We start from the raw sequence: 20,968 nt of genomic DNA, 5'->3' as shown, positions 1-20,968 counted from the left end.
TGGATTTAGATAAAGGAGAATGCTATGGAAAAACAACGTCAAAGTGGTATTTTACTTCATATATCTTCTCTTCCCGGTGATTATGGAATTGGAGATTTTGGAAAAGAAGCCTATAATTTTATTGATTTTTTAGAAAGGACCAATCAGAAAAATTGGCAAGTATTACCTTTAGGGATTACTAGTTATGGAGACTCTCCATATCAATCCTTTTCAGCTTTTGCAGGAAACCCTTATTTTATAGACCTAGAGGAATTTATTGATAGGGGATATATAACCTTAGAGGAAATTAAAAAGTATAACCTAGGAAATAATCCTAAAGAAGTAAACTACGGATTATTATATAAAAATAAGCTGGAAATTTTAAGGCTAGTTTATAATAGTGCTAAAGATAATATATATAATGAACTTAATAAATTCTATTTGGAAAACAAATGGTGGCTTAGGGAATTTGGACTATTTATGGCCTTGAAAGGTTATCATGACAATAGGTCATGGTTCTATTGGGATAAAAAATATAGAAAAATAGATTCCGATGAAGTAAAGAAGTTTGAAAAAGATAATGAAGACTCTATTTACTTTTGGATTTTCACCCAATACTTTTTCGATAAACAATGGAAAAATTTAAAAAAATACGCAAATAAGAAAGAGATAAATATCATAGGGGATTTACCAATATATGTATCAGAGGATAGTGCCGATGTATGGTCAAACCCACAATTATTTAATTTAGATGATAATTTAATTCCTAAAACAGTATCAGGATGTCCTCCAGATGCCTTTGCAGCAAAGGGTCAATTATGGGGTAATCCCATTTACGATTGGGAAGCAATGGAAAAAGATAATTATAAATGGTGGATAGAACGATTTGCACATAGCTTTAAATTATTTGATGTAGTAAGAATAGATCACTTTAGAGGTTTTGAGTCCTATTGGGAAGTTAAATATGGTTCTAAAGATGCAGTTAATGGTAGATGGACTAAGGGACCAGGAATGAAGCTTTTTGATACATTAAAAAGTGAACTGGGAGATTTAAATATAATAGCAGAAGATTTAGGCTTTTTAACAAAAGATGTAGAAAAACTTTTAAAGGATTCAGGTTTTCCGGGAATGAAGGTGTTACAATTTGCCTTTGATCCAAGGGAGGAAAGTGACTATTTACCCCACAATTATAATAAAAATTCTGTAGTATATACAGGAACCCATGATAATTCAACAGTTATTGGGTGGATGAACTTAGTAGATGATAAAACTAGGGAATATGCAACTAAATATTTAAAACTAGATTCCCACGAAGGATCAAACTGGGGCTTCATAAGGGGAGCTTGGAGTTCAAATTCATATTTAGCTCTAACTACTATGCAAGATATTTTAGGTCTAGATGACAAATCTAGGATGAATATTCCATCGACTATTGGCGGCAACTGGATTTGGAGAATGGAAAAAACAGATATTAATGATGAACTAATAACAAGGTTAAGGGATATAACAAATACTTATAGGAGGTGACCCTTTGGATTATAAAGGAAAAATACAAGAAAGAATAAAAAGTTATTCACTAACGACCTTTGGCAAGAAATTTATCGATTGTAATGACAAAGAGAAGTACATTACCCTAGTAAAGGGACTTATGGAAGAGATAGTTCCTAAGTGGAACAATTCCTTAAGTAAATATCATGGTAAAAAGAAGGCATATTACTTTTCGGCAGAATATTTAATGGGAAGAGCTTTAAGTAACAATTTAATAAATATGAATTGGAAGTCAGAAATAAAAGGGTTATTAGAAGAATACCAAATAGATTATAACAAAATAGAAGAAGCAGAAGATGATGCTGGATTGGGGAATGGTGGTTTAGGAAGATTGGCTGCTTGTTTCCTTGATTCAGCTGCCACACTAGACTATCCCTTAATGGGATATGGATTAAGGTATGAATATGGTATTTTCAGTCAAAAATTTATAGATGGTTTTCAAGTCGAAAAACATGATAATTGGCTAGAGTTTGGAGACCCTTGGTCCATAAGAAAATCTCAGGATAAGGTAGTGGTAAACTTTAGTGATGGAGATGTTTTGGCTATTCCATATGACACACCTATTATAGGATATGGGGGAAATACAATAAACACTTTAAGGCTATGGAAAGCTGAAGCTATTAGGCCCTTTGACTTAGAGGAGTTTAATAAACAAAATTATGACTTATCGGTAAAGGATAAAAATGATGCTGAATATATATCTAAGGTTTTATATCCCAATGATTCAAGGGAGGAAGGTAAGATACTAAGATTAAAACAACAGTATTTCTTCGTTTCTGCATCATTACAGGATTTAATTAGAAAACACTTAGAAAACTATGATAATCTAGATAACTTTCATAGCCTACATGGAATACAACTAAATGATACCCATCCAACAGTTGCTATTCCAGAAATGATGAGAATATTAACTGATGAATATGATATGGAGTGGGATAAGGCTTGGAACATTACAGTGAAAACCTTTGCATACACTAATCATACAATACTACAGGAGGCCTTAGAGCAATGGCCAATAAAACTTTATAAATCCCTATTACCTAGGGTATATGAAATGATTGAAAAAATAAATGAAAAATTAATAGAGGAACTAAAAGAGAAAGGCATGTCCCAAAAGACAGAAAATTACGAAATAATATCAGGGGATAATATTAAGATGGCATATCTTGCAATCTATGGCACCCATTCAACAAATGGTGTGGCCCAGGTTCATACTGATATTTTAACTGAAAGTGAATTAAACAACTGGTATAAACTATATCCTGAAAGATTTAACAATAAAACCAATGGAATTACCCAAAGAAGATGGTTATTAAAATCTAATCCAGAACTTTCAGATCTTATAACAGACTTATTAGGTTCAGATAAATGGATAACAAATCTAGAAGAGTTAAAAAAGTTAGAAAAGTATAAGGATGATGAAAAGATCCTTAATAAATTTTTAGATATTAAACAAAAGAAAAAGAATCAGGTGGCAGAATATATCAAGGAAAATGAAGGTGTAGAAATAGACCCTAATTCCATATTTGATATACAAATTAAAAGATTCCATGAATATAAAAGACAATTATTAAATGCATTCCACATATTAGACCTATACTATAGATTAAAAGATAATCCAGATTTAGATATGGTCAATAGAACATTTATCTTTGGTGGAAAGGCAGCTCCAGGTTATGAAAGGGCCAAGGGAGTTATAAAGTTTATAAACGAGATCAAAGAGTTAGTTAACAATGATAAAGATATAAATGAAAAGATTAAAGTAGTACTTGTAACTAACTATGGGGTTTCCTATGGAGAAAAGCTATTTTCAGCAGCAGATATATCAGAACAAATTTCAACAGCGGGAAAAGAAGCATCGGGAACAGGGAATATGAAATTTATGTTAAATGGTACTCCAACAATAGGGACATTAGATGGAGCAAATATTGAAATAGTAGAAGAAGCGGGAGAAGAAAACAACTTCATATTTGGACTTAAGGTAGAAGATATAAAAGAAATAGAGGATAGTTACAATCCAACAAAGTATTATAAAGAAGTAAAGGGATTAAAAAGAGTAATGGACTCTTTAATAGATGGTACATTTAGCGATGGAGATACTGGGATATTTAAAGAACTCCATGACTCTATTTTAAAGGGAGCCAGTTGGCATAGTCCTGATCAGTACTATTTGATGAAGGATTTTGATAGTTATAGAGAGGCCCATAAAAGGGTAGATAATGCCTTTAGGAATAGAAGGGACTGGGCAAAGAAATGTTGGATAAACATGGCCAATGCTGGCAAATTCACATCAGATAGAACCATAGAACAATATGCCAAAGAAATATGGGATATTAAAAAAGCTTAGTTAGTAATAATATATTTTAATAAAAGCATTAATAAAAAATAGGAGGTAAAAAAATGAAAAAACTTATTGCTTTACTTTTAGTGTTAATGTTGTCAGTTACCCTTGTGGCTTGTGGAGGTAATGATGAGTCTAGTAATGGAGAAAATGGAGTTAGTGAGACTATTAGTGTACAGGTAGAAGAAGGTTGGTTGTCCCATTATGAAAAGGCAGCGGAGAGGGTTAAAGAGGAATATCCAGATGCAAAAATTGAGTTTATTAAAACACCTTCCTTTGACCATTTAGATGTATTGGATTCTACAGATGTTACAAATAAAGATGTGGCAGATGTATTTGCAATCCCTGCAGATAGGATCTATGGTCTATCTCAAAATGAAGCCTTATCGGGTCTTGATGCTAAAACAATGGCTAAAAATGTAGGTGGATTTGATAATTATGATGAAGGGTTAGGTGGAAACTTTAAAGTAGGAGAAGACTATCTAGCATTTCCCATGAATATTGAAACTTTAATTATATTTGGAAACTCAGCAAATGCTAAGGCAAATGGAATTGATCTTTCAAAAACTATAGAGTTTACTGACTTAGATACAGAGGATATGTTAATACCGGCTTTTGATGCTTGGTTTGGAGTTGCAACTACAAATTCAGCAGATATAGAACTACTTGGAAAAGATGACTCTGGTAAGCTAACTTCAGATTTAACTAAAGAATTTAGTGACTTGTCAAAGGATAAACAACAATTATTTGAAGCTTTATTTAATTATTGGAAGGCTCACAATGAGGCCAAAACATCTCTTTGGGATGAAGATGCAGCGTGGGGTTATATGGATACAGCATTTAGTACAGGAGGCAAGGCTTCATTAAGACTTGAAGGGCCATGGTCCACAGGAAGTTTATCAAACTTAGCCAATAATGGAGAAGACTTAGAGATATTACCTATAAACAGAGTTACTATAAACGGTAATTCATTAGCCCACTGGAAAGGTGGATGGGGACTGTCAGTAAATGCAAGGGTTGAAGGTAACGAAGGAAAAATGAAGCTTGCTGAGAAATTTATTGAAGAGGTGGTAAACCCTAAGTATGCAGTAGATTTCTTTAAAGCTACAGGTAAGATATTAGAGAATGTACCATTATCAACATATGAAGAATCTGATTTATCAGACACAGACAAAACAGTTATCAGTGCTGTAATTAAATCCTATGAAGAAGCACCAGCTAGACCACTATTTACAGAGTGGGGATCTGTTTGGGATACATGGAAAAATGCAATACTTTCATGGTCAAATACTAAGCCAGCTAATGTGGAAGAGGCTTATGAAGAGCTAAAAGCATCATTTGATGCTATGATGTTAAACTTTTAGTTTTACTAATAATTAATAGGGAAGAATAGCTTTAGCCTTCTTCCCTATACTTTTATTATAAATAGGAGGAGTTATGAATTTTAATGTAAAAATCCCTGAAAAAAAACTTTATATTATATTAATATTATGCGGATTAATTATATTTATAAATTCTATGGATGTTATGATAAAGGTGAAAGATATAGAACTTTATAATCAGTGGGTATTAAAACTAAAAGAAACAGGGGACTTAAATAGTGTGGATGGAGGACTTCATGATTTATATGTTACATCCCATCTTAGCTTTTTTCTCATTAAAATTATAGTACCTATGGTTCTAGGGATATACTCATACTTTGCCTTTAAATATAACAAGATTAATAAAATTTATGTTTATATATGGACTATTTTTCTATTGGGAAGTTTGGCATTTAATTTAGTGGAATTGAGGCTCGATTCAATATTCTATTATGTTAATATAGTCAGTTATATAATTTTAATCATTACCATACTATCCTTATTAAGCATTATAAATAGTAGAAAAAATTCTTAAAAGGTGGGAGTGAGTTGAAAGATTATAATAGATTTTTATATGATGAAATTGGAAACAAGTATGAAAGGAAAAATCTGTATTTAAAAGAAGTTGCTAAATTAAATGAAAGTATAAAAGAAGCATCTATGGAAAAAAAGAAAGAGCTAAAATCTCAACTAAATGAAGTGATAAAAAACAAAGAGAGCCATCCCTATATTAAAAAATTAAGGGAATATAAGAACAAAGAAAAGGACTTCTTAAGTTCATTAAAAGATAAGAAAAAAGAATTTATAACTAAATTAGATAAATCGTTGGCTCCAAAGATAAGAAAACTTAAGATTAATTTATTTATTTCTGAAGAAAAGTATAAGTTTTACAAAGGCTATACAGCTCTAACCTATGATGCTGAATTAAAATATGAAGAAAATAGACTAAAAAAAGAAGAGTTACCTAATATAATAAATTATATAATTAAAGGAGAAAAAGAATTAAAAAAGGCTATAGAAGAAAAGAAAAATATAAGTCCAAATGATGAAAAAAAGGGAAAAGAAGAGTTAGGCAGATTTAAAACACAACAAAAAGAGAAGCTTAAAAAGGAAGAAAAAAGATTAAAGGAAAATAGAAAAAAAGGGTTAATTTCAAAAAAGGCTGAAAAAAATGAAATAAAAGCTCTTAAACAAAAATATAAGGAATCTGTGAAAAGTAAATCCTATAATATTCCGTCAAAATCTAAAAATGGATTTATTAAAAGTAAAAAGCATGATATTAATGAGAAGACCAAATTAGGTCTAAAGGTAATAAAGTCCAATATAGCTGATCAGCGAAGGAAAACTCCCATTGAAGTGGAAAAAAGCAAACCTAAAATAGCATATTTTTCTTTATTATTTCCAGGTATGGGGCAATTAATCAATAAGCAGTTTAAAAAGGGATTGATATTTTTACTAGCCACTTTATTTGTATATTTTATTGCTATACCCTATGCTTTAGGATTTGGAAACTATCAAGGTGAAGGCATAAGGGGACTTATAACCCTTGCTGAGGGAGGCAGACGAATAGATAAATCATTAATATTTATGATAGAAGGTATATTGGCAATATTTTTAGTGATAATATCTATGTTTCTTTTATATATTTCCTTTAAAGATGTACTAAAAACAGAAAGGAATATTATAAAAGGAATTAGGCCTAGAAACTGGTTTGAAACTAAGTCGGCTTTGGGAGAGGAAGGCTTTCCATATATTATAAATGTTCCAGCCTTTATAGTTATTATATTTATTATATTAGTACCTGTAACCACCACTGTATTATTGTCCTTTACAGGGATGGACCCTCAGCATCAATCTAAATTTAGCTGGATAGGGATAGATAACTATAAGGCTATATTTCTAGGAGAGGGTTTAGCAGGCTCTGTATTTTGGCTTACTTTAAGTTGGACACTTATATGGACCTTTGTAGCCACAACACTGGCTATAGTTATAGGATTTGGGCTATCCTTATTAGTTAATAACGATAGGGTAAAGGGAAAATTGTTTTTTAGAACAGTATATCTATTGCCCTGGGCAGTTCCAGCATTTATAACCATAATGTTTTTCAGTATAATGTTATCTCAAAATGGAGCTATATCCCAATTGGCTAATGATTTTTTAGGACTTGAACTAAATGTAAAAAATAATGCAAATCAAACTAGAATGGCCCTTATTTTTCTACAAGGTTGGCTAGGAAGCTCCTATGTATTCTTATTATCCACCGGGGTATTACAAGCTATACCTGGAGATTTATATGAGGCAGCCGAGATGGATGGAGCTACAACATGGCAGAAGTTAAGACGTATTACTATACCCATAGTGTTATTTCAAACGGCACCATTATTGGTAGGACAATATGTATTTAACTTTAATAACTTCTCTATCATATATCTGTTTAATGGAGGAGGACCCTTTGAACCAAGCAAATATGGGAATTTAGCAGGATCTTCAGACTTGCTTATATCATATATTTATAAATTAACAATAGAAAACCAATATCAAGGAATAGGTGCAGCCATTACTATATTTGTAGCTATAGCTGTAATGTTCGTTTCATTCTTGGGATATAGAAACTCTAAAGCCTTTAAAGAGGAGCGATTATAATGAATTTATTTAGAAAAAAAGGAGATTTATATTTATCAGATAAGCAACCTCTAAGCATTTCAGGTAGGATTTTACTAGTAATAACATATATTATTTTGTTTTCTTGGGTATTGGTTATTTTGTGGCCCTTATACCAAATGATTTTATCAGCTTTTAATGGCAAGCAAGAGCAGTATCTAATGTTAAATGATCAATTTATATTTTCTTTAAAGCATTTTAAATATTTATTTGAAAATACGTTATATTTAACATGGGCTAAAAATACGATATTTATTGCATTGGCCACAGCAGTACTGACATTAATTATTGTTTCTTTTACAGGATATGCCTATTCAAGGTATAGATTTAAAGCTAAAAAAACATCTTTAATGGCTATGATGCTTATACAGGCTATACCTACATTTGCAGGAATTACAGCCTATTTTACAATGTACTCTGTTATAGCATCTATAAATCCAGCTTTTACAAGACAAGTTATGCTTACACTAATATATGCAGGAGCAGGAATAGCAAATAACACATTTATACTAAAGGGATATATAGATTCTATTTCAACGGAGTTAGATGATGCAGCGAAAATAGATGGGTGTTCTAATATGCAGGTGTATAGATTAATTATTATGCCCATTGCAAGACCTATGTTAGCTTTAATTGGACTATGGTCATTTATAGGTCCATTTATGGACTATTTGTTACCTAAGGTTTTATTAACAAGTCCAGAAAGTTACACCCTGGCAGCAGGGTTATTTACATTGGTAAATGATAAAAGAACCATAAATCAGCCGGCCTTTGCTGCGGGAGGATTACTCACGGCTATTCCAATAGTAATATTGTTTGTAGTGCTACAAAAACAACTGGTTTCAGGCTTATCTAAAGGCTCAGTTAAAGGTTAGTAAATATATAAAGCTATAAAAGGTTTGGAGGGAAATTTATGGAAGTTAGACTAAATAATATAGGTAAAAAGTATGAAGGGCGAGAAGAATTCACATTAAAAAATATAGATTTAACAATAGAAAGTGGAGATTTTTGTGTTATATTAGGGCCATCGGGATGTGGTAAAACTACATTGCTAAGAATGATAGCTGGACTTAACTCTATAACAGAAGGGGACTTATATTTTAATGATAAAAGAATAAATAGAACTCCACCTAAAGATAGGGACATAGCTATGGTTTTCCAATCTTATGCCCTATATCCCCATATGACAGTATATGATAATATGGCCTTTTCCCTAGTGATGAGGAAAGAAAATAAAAAAGTCATCCATGATAGAGTTATAGAAGCGGCAAAACTACTAGAGCTTAGTGATTATCTATACTCTAAACCATCGGATATTTCAGGGGGACAGAGACAAAGGGTTGCCCTTGGAAGGGCAATAGTAAGGAAACCTAAGGTATTCCTTATGGATGAACCCTTGTCAAATTTGGATGCTAAACTTAGGGAGCACATGAGGGTTGAACTTGTAAGGTTTCATAAAGCCTTAGGCAGTACTACAATATATGTTACCCATGACCAAATAGAAGCTATGACAATGGCAACAAAAATTATATTAATGAATGATGGTAAAATTCAGCAGGTAGGGAATCCGGAAGAGTTTTATAACAAACCTGCCAATAGATTTGTGGCTAAGTTTATCGGGGCACCTACAATAAATATTATCGAAGGAAGTATTAAAGATGGAAAGTTCATGGCTAAAAATGGTATTATAAATGTAAAACCCTCTAAAGAAGATGCAGTAGCATTGAAGGGTTATGAAGGCAAAGAAGTTTCCATGGGAATAAGGGCAGAAAGGTTTAAAAGTGGTGGAAAGCTAGGAGATACCTTTGAATGTACAGTGGAAATGGTGGAAATGTTAGGTAAAGAAAAAACTTTATATACTAGACTGGATAATGGACAGGAGTTAATTATATCTGTACCGGGACATTATGTATATAATGGAGGAGAAAGGCATTCCTTTGGATATGACATTGGCGCTTTACATTTCTTTGACAGTGAAACAGGAAAACGTATAAACTAAACAGAAAATAGACTCATAATATATGGGAGGAAAAGAGGTGAGTTATGAAAAAAGGAAAGCAGGTTACGGCTAGTGATGTTGCACAATTGGCAGGAGTTTCTATATCCACAGTATCGAGGGTAATATCTAATAATCCTAAAATAAGTGAACCTACGAGATTGAAGGTGCTAGAGTGTATGGATAAACTAGAGTATTATCCAAATGCAAATGCCAGATCATTAGCTATAAAAAAGACAGGAACAATAGGAATAGTAATACCTACAACTTCAGAAGATTATTTTTCTAACCCATTCTTTACTGAGTCTCTTAGGGGAATTATTAAAGGAGCATCAAATTTAGATTATGATTTATTAGTTTCTACCAATACAGAGAAAGGTGAAGAACTTAAGATAATACAAAAATTTATAAGGGGCTCTAAAGTCGATGGAATAATACTTATGACTAGTAAAATTAATGATGAATGTATAGAGTATTTAGAAAATATTGATTTTCCCTTTTCCCTTATTGGTTCCACTATAGAGCAGGATAAGAGGACTAATCAAGTTGATAATGATAACTATTCCGCTGCATATGAATTAACAAAACATATCCTTGATAACGGAAGAAGAAATGTGGCTATGATAGTAGGGGATATGGATTTGATAGTAAGTAAAGAAAGGGTAAAGGGTTATAAGAAGGCACTAGAGGATTATAATATTGGTTTTGATAGTAAGTTACTCTTTAGTGGTAGCTTTGATGAGAAAACAGGATATTATTATGGAAAGAAGATATCTAAAATTAACCCAATTCCCGATGGATTAATTGTGACCGATGATTTAGTAGCCTTTGGTGCAGTTAAGGCGCTTCATGATATGGGAGTAAATATACCAAAGGATATACAAGTGGGTAGTTTTAATAATAGTTCACTGGCAGAGCATTCAAATATACCTTTAACATCTGTGGAAATCAATGCTAGTCAGTTGGGAAAAGAGGCTATGAAATTATTGGTAGATGCAATTGAAAATGAAACCAGAGGAAAGAAAATATTAGTACCATATACAATTTATAAAAGGAAATCCACAAGACGATAAGGAAATATTATACATGGATAAATATAATATTTATCCATGTATAATATTTTGTAATGTAAGGGAGGAAAGGATATATGGAAAGAGTAATTGGAATTGACTTAGGAGGTACTAAGATATCCGGTGGACTTATTAATGAAAATGGAAAAATACTTAAAAGAGCAAGGCGACATTCTCAAGGCAGAGAAGGAAGAAAAGCTGTATTAGAAGGGATATCTAAGGTAGTCGAGGAATTAATGGAAGGTGAAAATATAAAAGCCATTGGTCTAGGCTCCCCAGGGGTAATAGACGTGGATGAGGGCAAGGTTTTGCATGTTGGAGGTAATATAGAAGGATGGGCCCATACAAATATTAGAGAAGAATTATCGGAAAGATTTAGTAATATACCTATTTTCGTAGAAAATGATGCAAATGTGGCAGCTATATGTGAGGAATGGGTTGGAGCAGCTAAAGGATTAGAAAATTTTATAATGATAACACTGGGAACTGGTTTAGGAGGAGGTATATACTCGAAAGAGTCTGGCATATGGTACGGCAAAAACTACCAAGGAGCAGAGTTAGGCCATGGGATTTTATATCCAGGTGGAAGACAATGTAACTGTGGACAGAAGGGGTGTGTGGAACAATATATCTCTGGAAGTGGTATTGAGAAAAATTATTATGAGTTAACCGGTAGAAGAATGAAGGGAAAGGATATATTTAAAAGTATTAAAGAAGATGAAGATGCTGAAGGGGCTGTTGAAAAGTTTATCAGAGATTTAGGTATATATCTAATAAATATTAAAAATATCTTCGATCCAGAGGGAATAATTATAGGGGGTGGAGTTATAAACTCTAAAGAATACTGGTGGGATGAAGTTATTAAATATTATAAAAAAAATTGCAATAGCCCAGAAGGGACGGAAATATTACCGGCCAAGTATTTAAATGATTCAGGAATGATAGGCGCAGCTAAGGTAGCTTTTGATAATATTTAAAACCGGTTCAGTGAAAAAAATGAAAAGTTTAAAAAACCGAATATCTCTAAATTTTAAACCGGTTCACACAATAGATTACTAAATCATGTATAAAAATTACCCCTTAAGCTAATACTTAAAACATAAAAATTAGCGAAAGGGGTATTGTCATGCCTAGACCTATTAGATTAAAAACAAATTTTTCGATTTATCATGTGATGATTAGATCTGTTGATGGAATTTTATTGTTTAGAGATGATTATGATAAGGAACAATTTTTATTAAGATTAAAAAGATATAAAAAGAAGTATGGATTTAAGTTATATGCTTATTGCTTGATGGACAATCATGCCCATATGGTTATTGATTCAGCTGGAGCTGATATATCGAGACTAATGCATGGATTAAATCTATCCTATGCCAAGTATTATAATATAAAATATGAAAGAAGAGGTCATGTTTTTTCAGATAGATTTAGAAGTGAAATAATAGATAATGATAAGTATATACTTCAGGCATCAAAATATATCCACAAAAACCCTAGAAAATTAAAAGGATGGGGTAAAAAAGTGTTTCTATATCCCTATTCAAGTGCCCCTATATACTTGGGAGAGGTAGAAGATAAGTTCCAAATACTAGATACTGACTTTATATTAAAGTTATATAGCGAAAAAAATAAGAAAAAAGCTATAAAAGAATACTTAGATTTTATGTTAGTGCCCAATTCTGAAGATGAAGAAAAGCAAATAGAATTAAAATACAGCTTTGAAAATCAAAAATGTGAATATAAAAGTGAAAAAGTTGTTATAGCTAAGGATATAGAACCCGATGATGTGATTGACTTTGTGGCAAATTATATAAATCAAGATAAAGCTAAGATAAAAATGAAATATATTAGAGCAACAACGGAAGCTAAAGCTATAAGCATGGTGCTTATAATAAGGTTTTGTGACTATAAAACTAAAGATGTGTGTGGTTACTTTGGAAATATAACTCAATCGAGGGTGTCGGGATTATGTTCTTTAGGGGTAAATTTACTTTTTGAAGAGAAAAAATATAAAAATATTATAGATGACTTTTTACATATGTGCCTATAGTAACTTAGTGTATATTTTGGCATAAAAATTAAAATAAACGGGCTAAAATCTTTATTTAATTATAATAAAGGTGGACAAGCAGTAAAATCACAAGGTTAAAATTATAAAAACTTAGTGAAATTTTTAATGAAAGGGTAGAATTTTAGAATAAAAATAAATATAGATTTAGTCAATGAACCGTTTTTATGTCTTTAACTTAGTTTTAAAATATAATTTAATCACTGAACCGGTTTAATATTATTTCCAAATAAACCCTTGACAAATATAATCATAAAGAGTACAATGTTAATAACAAAAAGTTAATAACCTATAGTTAACTACTCTTATATTTAAAGTGAAAGGGAGAGTTATATGGTAAAAGAGATTAAAAACGAAAAGGGACAAACCGAGAAAGAGTTTTATAAAAGTTATAATCCAGATAAGTATAATAACCGTAAACCTTCTATAACTTCTGATGCCCTAATGTTTACGGTACAATGGAAGGATGGAAGGGAAAATTCTAAGAAATTGGAGGATCTAAGACTTAAAATACTAATGGTTCAACGGGGGAATTTCCCTGATATACATAAATGGGCTTTACCCGGTGGTTTTATGGAGAAGAATGAAACTGCACTGGAAACCGCCAAAAGAGAGCTCAAGGAGGAGACTGGAGTTGAAGGGGTATATTTAGAGCAGCTATATACTTGGGATGATGTAGAAAGGGATAAAAGGGATAGAGTTATTTCCATATCCCATATGGCTCTTATAGATAGCTCTGAACTTAAAGTTAAAGCCGGTAGCGATGCTAAGGATGTCAAATGGTTTGAAATAACAAGGGAAGTTAAAAGGGTAGATAAAAGAATTACTGAAGATGGGTACATCAAATATAAATATATAGATATTTATTTAAAAAATGGAGGTATAGACATTAAAGGTGAGGTTTTAGAAACCACCACTGTAAAAAATAGAATTAGGGAAATTAAGTATGAAGTTATAAATAAAGAAAATAGTGGCATAGCCTTTGACCATGCCATGATGATCTACTATGGCCTATTAAGACTTAAAAATAAAGTGGAGTATACAGATGTTGCCTTTAGCTTACTTCCAGAATATTTTACAATAGCAGAGGCCCATAGGATATTTGAACTTACCACAGGTATCCAGTATACGAACCAAAACTTTAGAAAAAAATTTAAACATATGATGATTGAAACCAATAAAAAAAGTAAAAAGTATAGTCCAAGACCTGCTAAACTATACAAACTTAATATTTATTGGGACGAATAATTATAAAGGGGGTTTTATAACTATGAGGTTAAATAAGGAAAGTTTATTAACAAATGGAGTCAAATCACTAGAAGGTATGTTAGATATGATAGATAAGGCTCCAAAGTTAAATATAGATAATCTAGACTCAAACAAAACTATTTTAATCATAATAGATATGGTTAATGGCTTTGCAAAGAAAGGAATACTTAGTAGCCCAAGGGTGAATGATTTAATATCCCCTATAACTAAATTACAAAATAAATGTATAATGAAAGATATTTATACTCTAGCCTTTATAGATAACCATACAAAGGATTCTATAGAACTTAAGTTTAGACCAAAGCACTGTATAGAGGATACAGATGAAAGTAAGTTAGTAAAGGAAATTGAGGAATTAGGGGTTGACAAAGTTATTAAAAAGAATTCCACCAATGGATTTGTAAATGAAGCCTTTATAGATTGGAAAGATGCTTTAGAAAATAAAGATTTTGATAACTTTATTATAGTTGGAGACTGTACCGATATATGTATAAGCCAATTTGCCCTAACTTTAAAGGCTTACTTCAATGAAAGGAATCTGGATAAAAGGGTTATAGTACCGATAAATGCAGTGGATACCTATGATTTGGATATTCACAATGGAGATTTAATGAATTTAATTAGTTTATATCAATTTATAGATAATGGAATAGAGGTAGTTAAGTCAATAGACTAAAAGGGGGAGCAGATCATGACCAATAGAGATCAAAGATTGCCAAAGGAAGTATTTCAAATAGATTCAAGGGTAAAAACAGGGTGGTTTTCAGATGAATATTTAAACAATACAGCAAGGATTTTATCGGCTTTAGCTAAGGAAAACTATAAATTTGGAGACAATAAAAGTGATTTATTAGATGTAGATATAACAGAGGTGAAGAATGGAAACTTAGAACTTGAAATGCAGTTTTTCACTAGAAGAAAGCCCTTTAGTGTTGTAGTTGGTGTAGACGAAGCCTTGGCAATATTAGAAGAAGGTACAGGTTATTTTGATGAGAATGGTAACTTTGTTAACACCTATAAAAATCTAGAAGTTGAAGCAGTTAGGGATGGTTCAATGGTAGACTACGATGGCAACCCCCTTAATGTAAAACCGGTTTTAAAAATAAGGGGAAGATATAGGAATTTTGCCCATCTAGAAACTGTACTTTTAGGAGTATTATCTGAACCCACAAGAATAGCAACTAATGTATATAGTACTCTAGTTGCTTCAGAGGGAAAGGACCTACTTTTCTTCCCTGCAAGATTTGCCCATTATAAAATGCAAGGTATCCATGGCTATGCCCATAAAATAGCTGTAGAAACCTATAATAAAATGCATAAAAAAGAATTGCCAGCCTTTGTATCAACCCACGAACAGGGTTCATGGTGGGGAGGTAGAGGAGGAGGAACAGTGGCCCATGCTACAATAGCCTCTTTTCTAGGAAATACCCCTGAAACAATGATGCAATTTGCTAGGATTATGCCTGTGGAAACCCCCAGAATAGCATTGGTAGATTTTCATAATGATTGTGTAGGTGAAACCTTAAAGGTAATGGCTAAAATGTTTGAAAAATATTGGGAAGCCTATGAAAAAGGTGATACTAAAGAAGCAGATAAATACAAACTTTATGGAGTAAGACCAGATACCTCAGGTAATATGATTGATAAATGTATAGAAGAACCCCATACAGATGATGACTTTGGAGTAAATCCTAAACTTGTATGGAGATTAAGAAAAGCAATAGACAATGGTTATATGGATTGGGAAAACAATTTCACATGTAATGATATAATGTCAAAGAAAAAGGAAGTTGCAAAAAAGTGGTGTGAAGATATAAAAATCATCGTTACCGGTGGTTTTGATGTTGAAAAAATTAAAAGGTTTGAGAAGTTTAAAGTACCGGTAGATGTATATGGGGTAGGTTCAAGTCTTCTTAAAAATGATAAAAAAACTAATAACGATTATACCGCCGATGTGGTAAGGGTTAAGATTCATAACAAATGGTATAATTTATCTAAAAAAGGTAGAAAACCTTGTGACAATAAAGAACTGGAAAGGGTTAATTAAAATTAAATTAACATATAGGGTGATAATATAATGGGAGATAGTATTTGGAATAATGCAGTTGAATATTTAAAAAATTCTAGAATGAGCTGGTGGAATAATGACTATATGGAGTTTTTAATAGAAAAGGTTTGGAAAATTAAAAAGCCTGTATCCGTAGTTGACTTTGGCTGTGGAATTGGATTTTTAGGAGAATTATTATTGCCCCTTTTACCTAAAGGTAGTGTATACACGGGAATAGATGTGGGAGATAAGCTATTAGATGAAGCTAGGAAAAAATTTAAAGATAAGGAATATGAAACCCATTTAATAGAGGCAGATTTAAATGATTATGAACCAAAAGAAAAGTACGATATTGCCATATGTCAGACGGTATTACAGCATATACCTAATTCCATAAACATATTAAAGAAGATGAAGAAGTCAGTAAAATCAGAAGGGATGGTTATCTGCATAGAGTTAAGCAGAGATGTAAGTGGTGCAGCCATCTATATTGATGGATTGGACTATGGTAAACTAAATACATTGGGAATTGAGCAAAAACTACGTAGAAATAGTTTAGATAGAGTAGGAAAAGACTTCGAAATAGGATTGAAATTGCCTGTTTATATGGAAAGGATAGGACTTGAAAATGTGGGTATAAGGGTTAATGACCATGCCCAGTTTATAAGTGCATCCCAAATAGAGTATAAAAATAAGGTATATGCTTCCATGTCGGGGGAATATCCCAATAAGATGTCAAGGGAAAATAAAGAGGAATTTGTAAAAAATTTAGTGGATAGGGGACTTACAGAAAAAGAAGCAGAACATGAATTTGAAAGTCGACTTGAGATTTCCAATCATCTATATAAAAATCAAGAAAAGTCTAGTATTGTAGTTAGCAATGGAATGTTTATTTCCTATGGATATAATCCTAAAAATCTATAAAAGAGATAAGGGATACTCAATATTGAGTATCCCTTATCTCTTTATTTTTAAATTAGTTAAATAAATAAAACCTAATATAACAAAAATTGTTTACAGTAACATTAAGATTCATATATAATATGAAAGTCGGATAAAAATTTGTAGAATATGTTAGCGATGATTTTGGAGAGGAGGACAATAAATGAAAAACAATAAGAGACAGGCACTTGGTAGTATTAAGATAAAGTTAATTTTTTATTTTGGCATCATAGCACTTATACCCATATTATTAATAGGAGCTTTTACATACATTAATTCATCTAAAGCTTTAGAAAGAGAAATAGGGGTTAAGGTGAAAAACTTTGCAGCTATGCATATGGAAAAAGTGGATCAACTAATATATGAGAGAGTAAAAGATCTTGAGTCAATAAGTATCTCTCCTACAGTTATAAACTCTGTTAAAAAGTCAACACTTAAAAAAAAGGGAGAAGAATTAGGGGTGTTTATAGCTAATAAGACCAGGCAATATCTCAACAAAGAAGTAGAGAAATCAGGTTATTTTTCAAGTTTTATTATTATTGATAAAGAGGGGCGTATAGTTGAGTCTACTAAAGGTGGAAAATCTAAATTTATTAAAAAAGATGCAAAATGGTGGAAAGAGGTTTTAAGCAAAGAAGTATCATTTGAAAAGTTAGAATATGATGAAGAACTTAAAGAATATGTTATGGGGATAAATGTACCTATTATAGATGATAATAAAGAAAAAAGAGGGGTATTACAAGGAAATTTTAGATTTAAAACTGTGTGGGAAATTGTTAACAACGGTTCAGCTGAAGGCACATTAGTTAAACTAATAAAAGATGATGGAACTAAGTTGGCTGATACAGTCTCAGGTGCCAGTATAAATGTTGATTTAACAGAACATAAGATAAATAAAGAATCCAGTGGATATAAAAAAATTACTAAAATAAAACCGGGAGAATTAGGATATTTTAAGGATAAGGATATTAAAGGAGAAGAAGTGATCACAGGATATATAAAAAGTGACGGATATAAAAGTTTTAAAGGATTTTCATGGGGGCTAATTGTAAGTCAACCAACAGAAACCGCTTTGGAATCTATAGAAAAATTAAAGAGTTTTAATTTAGTGTTAGGAATACTAACCCTAATGGTAGTTATAATACTATCTATTGTTATTTCTCAGAATATATCTAACCCCCTTATTAAACTTAAAAATAAAGTAATAAAAGTATCTAATGGTGATCTAAGTCAGGAATTTAATATTAAGAGAAATGATGAACTGGGAGAATTGGCAAAGGCCATGAATAGTATGACTAAAGGCCTTAAAAATATAATTGAAGAAACCATAAACGCATCTAAAGAAATAGATACTCAGAGTGACAAATTAAGTAAAGCCAGTACTGAAATTAAAGCGGGCAGTAATCAAATAGCTTCTACCATGGAAGCAATGGCCAATGGAGCTGAAGAGCTGGCAAGTTCATCTACAAATATAGCAAATGCAATACACAGTCTTGACACTCAAATAATAAAATCCAGCACTCAAGGAAGTTCGTTGGAACAATCTTCTAAAACTGTCTTGGATACTTCCAATGAAGGAAAGGACGAAATGTTAAAATCCATAAAGAAAATGGAAAGTATAAATGAATATGTATATAAGTCAGTTGAAAAGGTTAAGCACCTAGATAAAAAATCCCAAGAAATATCGAAACTAGTCCAAGTAATAAACAATATTTCGGAACAAACTAATCTTTTAGCATTAAATGCAGCCATTGAAGCTGCTAGAGCTGGAGAGTCCGGTAAAGGCTTTGGTGTGGTTGCAGAAGAGATAAGAAAGTTGGCAGAAGAAGTAAGTATAAATGTAATTGATATATCTGAAATAATAAAAAACATGCAAAATGAATCTAGTGTAGTAACAGAATCATTAGATAGTACATATCAACAGGTCAAAAAAGGGAGAGAGCAAATTAAAATAACGGGAGAATATTTTAATAATATAAATTTAGAAATAAATGAAATGATAGATAAGATAAAAATTATGTCCAAGGGCTTAAATAATATGGAATACAATAGTAAAAAAATAAATGTTGGAATAGAAAAGATAGCAGCTATATCTCAAGAAAATTCTGCAAGTATAGAGGAGACAACAGCTTCAGTACAACAGCAGGACAGTTGTGTAGAAGATGTTTTCAATAATATTTACTTACTATCCCAAATGTCTGCTAAACTAAATGATATGATAAAGAAGTTTAAAATATAGATGTTTGACAATGTATAACTATCAACAAAGCCTAGATACGTATCTAGGCTTTGTTGATAGTTATACTTAAATTATAATATTAGAAAATGCTTTCTCTAATTTTATAAACATTTTAGTCATAAAATAATAATAATATAATTACATATAATAAAATAAGTGTCGAACTCTAGAAAAAAATGGAGAAACATGATATTATAGTTTTATTAATCAATATGACTAAAAAGACTTAAGACACTACAAAGGGGGAGTCATTATGTTGAAAAATGGACTTAAAGGGACTATATTATTAATTATATTACTATTTATATCATCTACTGTATCAGCCACAGATTTTGATCCGACAAAACCAATAACATCTAGTATGATGAAAAACATTTTAATTGAATTAGAAAAATCTAATCCAGATATAATAAAACTAGATATTATAGGTAAAAGCCATGATAATAAGGAAATATATTCTGTTAGATTAGGTAATGGAAATGTGGAAATATTAATAGGAGGTTCTATACATGCCAGAGAAAGAATAACAACCAATATAATATTACAAAATATAAAGGACTACATAAAGGCATATAGAAATAATACTAAAATAGATGGTTATAATGTAAAAGCATTATTAAACCAAGTAACTATAACCTTTGTACCAATGATAAATCCCGATGGAGTAGACTATACTATAGAAGGTAAAAATAGTATAAAGGATAGTATGTTAAGGGAAGCCATAGGTTATATAGAACCCCATCCCAATAATATAAGCTATACCGATAGTAGATGGAAAGCAAATATAGTAGGGGTAGATTTAAATAGAAACTGGAATGTAAGCTGGGACATGGTACAAAAATATGAAATAGATAGACCCAGTGATGCCCACTTTAAAGGGTATTTTCCCATGTCTCAACCGGAAGTAATAGCACTAAAAAATTTATCAATAAGCAAACCCTATATAGGGTATTATTCCTATCATACCCAGGGGCATGTGTTGTACTGGTATACAAATCAAAAGGGACAGGACCTAGAAGAGCTAAAGGATGTGACTAGGGCCATTCAACGATATACAAGATTTAGACTTGACCCTAATATAAATAATATAAAAAGAGATGAAAAGCCAAAAAAAGGCTATATAAGTTGGACCTCTGTAAAGTTACATAAACCCTCATTGGTAGTGGAATTTGCCAATGGGAGATATAGTGAAAAGGATTTTTGGAAAATATATAAAAGATCAAAGGCCATACCTTTGATAACTAGTAACAAAGCTTTAAAATATAAGGACTTATATAAATATAATGTTTTTGTCACTAATAAACTAGTACAAAAATATAAAAGTCTTGAAAGGGCTAAAACATTTTGTAATGATTTTATAGAGAAGGATAAGAAAGCAATAATAAAGTATGAAGGAAAAGTGGTTTACAGTAAGTAGAAATTAAAAAACCCCTAGATATAGAGC

The 20,968-nt window shown here is 31.5% G+C and carries 16 protein-coding genes; all 16 read left to right on the top strand.

Annotated features, from left to right (window positions below; all coding sequences use genetic code 11):
• The first annotated feature begins 24 nt into the window (after nucleotides 1–24).
• The 16 genes from malQ to V6137_RS10445 all read left to right on the top strand — a co-directional run bounded on the left by malQ (nucleotide 25) and on the right by V6137_RS10445 (nucleotide 20,941).
• Nucleotides 25–1,506 (top strand): 4-alpha-glucanotransferase, encoded by a 1,482-nt coding sequence (gene malQ, locus V6137_RS10520; RefSeq protein ID WP_425447886.1) that lies wholly within the window; start codon nucleotides 25–27, stop codon nucleotides 1,504–1,506.
• 4 nt (nucleotides 1,507–1,510) lie between these two features.
• A complete protein-coding gene (locus V6137_RS10515; RefSeq protein WP_425447885.1) occupies nucleotides 1,511–3,874 on the top strand; it encodes a glycogen/starch/alpha-glucan phosphorylase in 2,364 nt (787 codons plus the stop codon).
• A gap of 53 nt (nucleotides 3,875–3,927) precedes the next feature.
• Nucleotides 3,928–5,232 carry a sugar ABC transporter substrate-binding protein gene (locus V6137_RS10510; RefSeq protein WP_425447884.1) on the top strand — a complete coding sequence of 435 codons (1,305 nt, stop codon included), beginning with the start codon at nucleotides 3,928–3,930 and terminating at the stop codon, nucleotides 5,230–5,232.
• Nucleotides 5,233–5,305: 73 nt separating this feature from the next.
• Nucleotides 5,306–5,764 (top strand): hypothetical protein, encoded by a 459-nt coding sequence (locus V6137_RS10505; protein WP_425447883.1) that lies wholly within the window; start codon nucleotides 5,306–5,308, stop codon nucleotides 5,762–5,764.
• Nucleotides 5,765–5,778: 14 nt separating this feature from the next.
• On the top strand, nucleotides 5,779–7,872 hold the full coding sequence (locus V6137_RS10500; protein WP_425447882.1) for a carbohydrate ABC transporter permease: 2,094 nt from the start codon (nucleotides 5,779–5,781) through the stop codon (nucleotides 7,870–7,872).
• Complete coding sequence (locus V6137_RS10495) at nucleotides 7,872–8,765, top strand: sugar ABC transporter permease (RefSeq protein ID WP_425447881.1); 894 nt, start codon at nucleotides 7,872–7,874, stop codon at nucleotides 8,763–8,765. Before V6137_RS10500 ends, V6137_RS10495 begins: the two co-directional genes overlap by 1 nt.
• 38 nt (nucleotides 8,766–8,803) lie before the next feature.
• Nucleotides 8,804–9,889, top strand: a complete 1,086-nt coding sequence (locus V6137_RS10490; RefSeq protein WP_425447880.1) for an ABC transporter ATP-binding protein — start codon at nucleotides 8,804–8,806, stop codon at nucleotides 9,887–9,889.
• A 44-nt stretch (nucleotides 9,890–9,933) separates the two neighbouring features.
• Nucleotides 9,934–10,959, top strand: coding sequence for a LacI family DNA-binding transcriptional regulator (locus V6137_RS10485; RefSeq protein WP_425447879.1), 1,026 nt, complete (start codon nucleotides 9,934–9,936; stop codon nucleotides 10,957–10,959).
• Between the two features lie 74 nt (nucleotides 10,960–11,033).
• Nucleotides 11,034–11,933: an ROK family protein gene (locus V6137_RS10480; RefSeq protein ID WP_425447878.1), complete on the top strand. Its 900-nt coding sequence runs from the start codon at nucleotides 11,034–11,036 to the stop codon at nucleotides 11,931–11,933.
• 149 nt (nucleotides 11,934–12,082) lie between these two features.
• Nucleotides 12,083–13,009 (top strand): transposase, encoded by a 927-nt coding sequence (locus tag V6137_RS10475; protein WP_425447877.1) that lies wholly within the window; start codon nucleotides 12,083–12,085, stop codon nucleotides 13,007–13,009.
• 351 nt (nucleotides 13,010–13,360) lie between these two features.
• A complete protein-coding gene (locus tag V6137_RS10470) occupies nucleotides 13,361–14,275 on the top strand; it encodes an NUDIX hydrolase (protein ID WP_425447876.1) in 915 nt (304 codons plus the stop codon).
• Between the two features lie 22 nt (nucleotides 14,276–14,297).
• Nucleotides 14,298–14,972 (top strand): cysteine hydrolase family protein, encoded by a 675-nt coding sequence (locus V6137_RS10465; protein WP_425447875.1) that lies wholly within the window; start codon nucleotides 14,298–14,300, stop codon nucleotides 14,970–14,972.
• Between the two features lie 15 nt (nucleotides 14,973–14,987).
• The gene (locus V6137_RS10460) at nucleotides 14,988–16,343 is read left to right on the top strand and encodes a nicotinate phosphoribosyltransferase (protein WP_425447874.1); all 1,356 of its coding nucleotides are present in this window, start codon (nucleotides 14,988–14,990) and stop codon (nucleotides 16,341–16,343) included.
• 30 nt (nucleotides 16,344–16,373) lie between these two features.
• Nucleotides 16,374–17,267, top strand: a complete 894-nt coding sequence (locus V6137_RS10455; protein ID WP_425447873.1) for a class I SAM-dependent methyltransferase — start codon at nucleotides 16,374–16,376, stop codon at nucleotides 17,265–17,267.
• A 181-nt stretch (nucleotides 17,268–17,448) separates the two neighbouring features.
• Complete coding sequence (locus tag V6137_RS10450) at nucleotides 17,449–19,524, top strand: methyl-accepting chemotaxis protein (RefSeq protein WP_425447872.1); 2,076 nt, start codon at nucleotides 17,449–17,451, stop codon at nucleotides 19,522–19,524.
• Between the two features lie 253 nt (nucleotides 19,525–19,777).
• On the top strand, nucleotides 19,778–20,941 hold the full coding sequence (locus V6137_RS10445) for a M14 family zinc carboxypeptidase (protein ID WP_425447871.1): 1,164 nt from the start codon (nucleotides 19,778–19,780) through the stop codon (nucleotides 20,939–20,941).
• Nucleotides 20,942–20,968: the final 27 nt, after the last annotated feature.

Source organism: Dethiothermospora halolimnae (assembly GCF_037577855.1).
Lineage (GTDB): Bacteria > Bacillota > Clostridia > Tissierellales > VENL01 > Dethiothermospora > Dethiothermospora halolimnae.
This window is presented reverse-complemented; position numbering and strand designations above follow the sequence as displayed.